Source organism: Myxococcus sp. AB025B, assembly GCF_006518215.1.
Classification (GTDB): domain Bacteria; phylum Myxococcota; class Myxococcia; order Myxococcales; family Myxococcaceae; genus Myxococcus; species Myxococcus fulvus.
Genome location: NZ_SRLW01000526.1, coordinates 1 through 3,408, shown reverse-complemented (window position 1 = coordinate 3,408; position 3,408 = coordinate 1). Strand labels below are relative to the sequence as shown.

Annotated in this window: 4 protein-coding genes; 1 reads left to right on the top strand and 3 read right to left on the bottom strand. The window is 65.7% G+C overall.

Annotated elements, in window-relative coordinates; genetic code table 11:
• Positions 1-152 precede the first annotated feature (152 nt).
• The 3 genes from FL311_RS42050 to FL311_RS42040 form a co-directional block, all read right to left on the bottom strand.
• Positions 153-380 (bottom strand): hypothetical protein, encoded by a 228-nt coding sequence (locus FL311_RS42050; RefSeq protein WP_141333231.1) that lies wholly within the window; start codon positions 378-380, stop codon positions 153-155.
• 93 nt (positions 381-473) lie between these two features.
• Positions 474-998: a hypothetical protein gene (locus FL311_RS42045; protein WP_141333230.1), complete on the bottom strand. Its 525-nt coding sequence runs from the start codon at positions 996-998 to the stop codon at positions 474-476.
• Entirely contained in the window at positions 998-2,197 is a 1,200-nt protein-coding gene (locus FL311_RS42040; protein WP_141333229.1) for a hypothetical protein, read from the bottom strand. Before FL311_RS42040 ends, FL311_RS42045 begins: the two co-directional genes overlap by 1 nt.
• Before the next feature lie 238 nt (positions 2,198-2,435).
• On the opposite strand from FL311_RS42040, the gene FL311_RS42035 reads away from it, so the two are divergent.
• On the top strand, positions 2,436-3,408 hold a 973-nt coding region (locus tag FL311_RS42035; RefSeq protein ID WP_141333228.1), incomplete at its 3' end, for an IS256 family transposase.

Below are 3,408 nucleotides of genomic sequence, written 5' to 3'. Positions count from 1 at the left end.
ACGTCCACGTCGGGGAACTCCTCGGCTCCTCTGTCAGGAGGAGACCGGTTCGGTTGGTTTCACCGAGGAGCTTCCCTCTTTCCCGCTCGTCCCTCCTCGCCATCTACACACTTATAGGGACACGACCGGCTGCACGGCCAGCATCAACTCGGCTAAGTCGCAATTTCGTCTGCGTTGCGCACGGGCAGCACCTCGGACTGGATGCCCATGGTTTTCCCGTCCTTCTCCAGCACGATGCCCTTGGACTCAGCCTTAGCGAGCAGCACCTCCTCGGCGGCTTCATGCGAGCCGTAGGGTTGGCCCTGCTCGGCAAGGCGCTCGCGGAGCGCAGCCTCCAACTCCGCGCCCGTCTGGAATCTCTCGGACGGATTCTTGCGCAAGAGCCGGTGCAGGATGGCCGGGCGGGCCCGGGAACCTCACGCGCTGCCTGTTTCACGTTCTTGGAGCCGAAGCCACAAGAGGCGAGCCCAGCATTACCAGGGGGGCTGGTTGCCGTCACCGCGAGGCGGCAGGGCCTCCGCAGGAGGGGGGACGTCGTTGGGCTGCGGCAGGGCCTGGGGTGCTGCCTCTGCTGGGGCCGTAGGCTCCGTGGCGGTGGCATCGAGCGGCGGGTGAATCCGCTTACGCTCGCGAGCCATGCGGGCGAGAACGCTGGCCTTCTTCTTAGCGGGCTTGTTGAGGCCCACCCCGGTGTAGTCAATCGCACCGTGTGCCGCGTTGCCCTCCACCGGAGCCCAGTATGTCTTCAGCTCCTGAGAGTGGCACTCCTTCGGGGTCACCCCGTAGATGCCGATGGAGTCGCCCTTGAAGTTCTTGGCCGAATCCGGGGCGGACACCTTGGAAGAAAGGTCCACGGAGAGGTGGATGTTGCTCTCATCGAAGGGGCGGAAGGCCTGACCGGAGGGCTCTCCATTCTCATCAAGCCACTTCGGGTTGACGTGGCGGTAGAGCGGCTCCTCGGAGGTCTCGGGCAGCGGCGGCTGAACCAGGTTCGCCATTAGGCCACCTCCCCGCGCGGCGTCAGGTACCGATGGAGGAAGTCTACGAACTCCGCCCGCCCATCGTCCGAATTGAGGTCGAAGTCCCCATCGCCCTCCGCGTTCGTGTCGACATTCACGGCGGTGACGCTGGCGACGTGCTCCTTCAGCATGACGGTGGCGCTGACCTCCCATGCCTCGTACGACCACTCGGCCTCAATGTCGCCAGCAGGGGTCGGATAGAGGCGAGGCTTGGGAATGCCCCCCTCCACCATCAACTCGAAGAAGAAATCCTTAGCCCACGGCAGCTCGGCAGCCGGCAAGGCGCTGCCATTGCCGTCGAGCCAGCCTGGTTCGACAGAGGCGAGCATCCCGAACCTGTCATCGAGCTGCTTCACGGTTGCCCCGTCCAGTGCCGTCGTCACCGTCAGCTTCAGAAGGCGATCGACTTGGCGCAATTTACCCTCACCATCAAAAGTAGCGTCCACCACCACCTCCGCACGCATGAAGCGCCGGTTACGGAGCAGGTCGACGACCTCCTGCTCGCTCCCCACACCCTCCCCGTAAGTGGCCGAAATATTTATGCCATCCCGGGTTCGCACACTGAACGTCCGGATCACCACGTCCATGCCCGTCACCTGGCCAACGAACGTGTGGATCCCGGTTGACAGCACAACCGCCAAATCTCGGAAATCGTCCTTCAGCGCCCGGTGGTACACGGGTGGGTTCGGGACGCCGGGCACGTGCAGTTCCAGCGTGTCGCCCTCCTCCAAGACTTCCCCCATGGAGCGCAGCTTGCCCAGGTACTTACGAGGGAAGGCACTGGGAATGGCCCTCTTCTGGGCGACGGCCTGAATCGTCTCGCCGACAACGTCCCGGGCCTCCTCAAAGAGGTCTTTGCCATTGGCAGGGAACACGATGTCGGCGTGCATGATGCTGCCCGCCACAATGGTGGCACGAAGCAAGTTCGGGATGACGCTGCCGTCCTCCACCCGCCCCAACCGCAGGGAGAAGGCGTCATCAAACCCAGCGGGGACCTTCTTCTGCCCGGTGCGAGTCCAGTACAACGCGCGAGCCGTCTCCAGGATCGCCTGCCGGTAATCGTCCAGCATCGGCAACACCTCGACCGGAATCGTCACGTTGTTCGGGTCGGGGTTGTTGTCGAAGCGCTTGCCGCGAAGGCGGGGCGAGGCGAAGACCTTGAGGTCGTCAGTAGGCATGGTGGAAGGCGGGTTCTAGAAGACCGACTGTATCGCCTGCAACCCACAAGCACTGAGTGCGCCATGATCGCACCCGGCAGGGTCGTATCCCTATAAGTGTGTAGTCGGCGAGCAGGGACGAGCGGGAAAGAGGGAAGCTCCTCGGTGAAACCAACCGAGACGGTCTCCCCCTGGCAGGGGAGCCGAGGAGTTCCCTGAAGTAGACGATACCGAGTTTGCCGCGCCCTCGCACGAGGAGGTGCGCACCGACGTGCGAGGCCTGTTCCTGGGAGCCATCCGCATGACGCTGGAGATGCTGCTGGAGGAGGAGATTCGAGGGCTGGTGGGGGCCGGGCGCTGGCAGCAGGCGGCAGGGCGGAAGGACCAGCGCAACGGCAGCTACCTGCGAGGCCTGCTGACGTCCATGGGGCACCTGGAGGTGGCCGTGCCCCGGACGCGGGCCAGCGGCTCGGCGGAGGCCGTCCTGGGCCGCTACAAGCGGCGCAGCAAGGAACTCGACGAGGCGATTACCAGCGCGTACGTGCAGGGCGTCTCCACGCGGAAGATGGGCCGGGTGACGCGAGCGCTCATGGGGGCGGAGGTTTCGCGTTCGACGGTGAGCCGAGTGACGAAGTCCCTCGAAGAGAAGGTGGAGGGCCTTCGCACCCAGCCTCTCACCCAGGCCTTCCCCTACCTGTACCTGGATGCCACCTTCCTGGACGCCCGGTGGGCGCGCACGGTGCAGAACGTCTCGGCCCTGGTGGCCTACGGCGTGGGAGAGGATGGGCACCGGCACCTGTTGGCCGTGACTCTGGGGGGCAGCGAGTCGCAGGACTCCTGGCTGGAGCTGCTGCGCCAACTGCTCGAGCGAGGGTTGAGGGGCGTGCGGCTCGTCATCGCCGACGGGCACGCGGGACTGGCCGCCGCGGCCCGGCAGGCGTTGCCCGAGGCGAGGCTTCAGCGATGCACGGTGCACCTCACCCGTAACGTGCTCGCCAAGGCCCCCTGGAGGCTGCGAGGGCGGTTGGGGAAAGAGACGTCCGCCATCTTCGAGGCCCCCACCCTCCAGGACGCCAGGAAGCGAATGGAGGCCCTCCAGGAGGGACTGGGGCGCCAGGTGCCCGAGGCCATGGAGTGCCTGCGCCAGGGCTTCGCCGCCGCCACCTGCTTCTTCTCCTTCCCCAAGGCCCACTGGAAGCGCCTGCGCAGCACCAACGGCCTGGAGCGCCTCC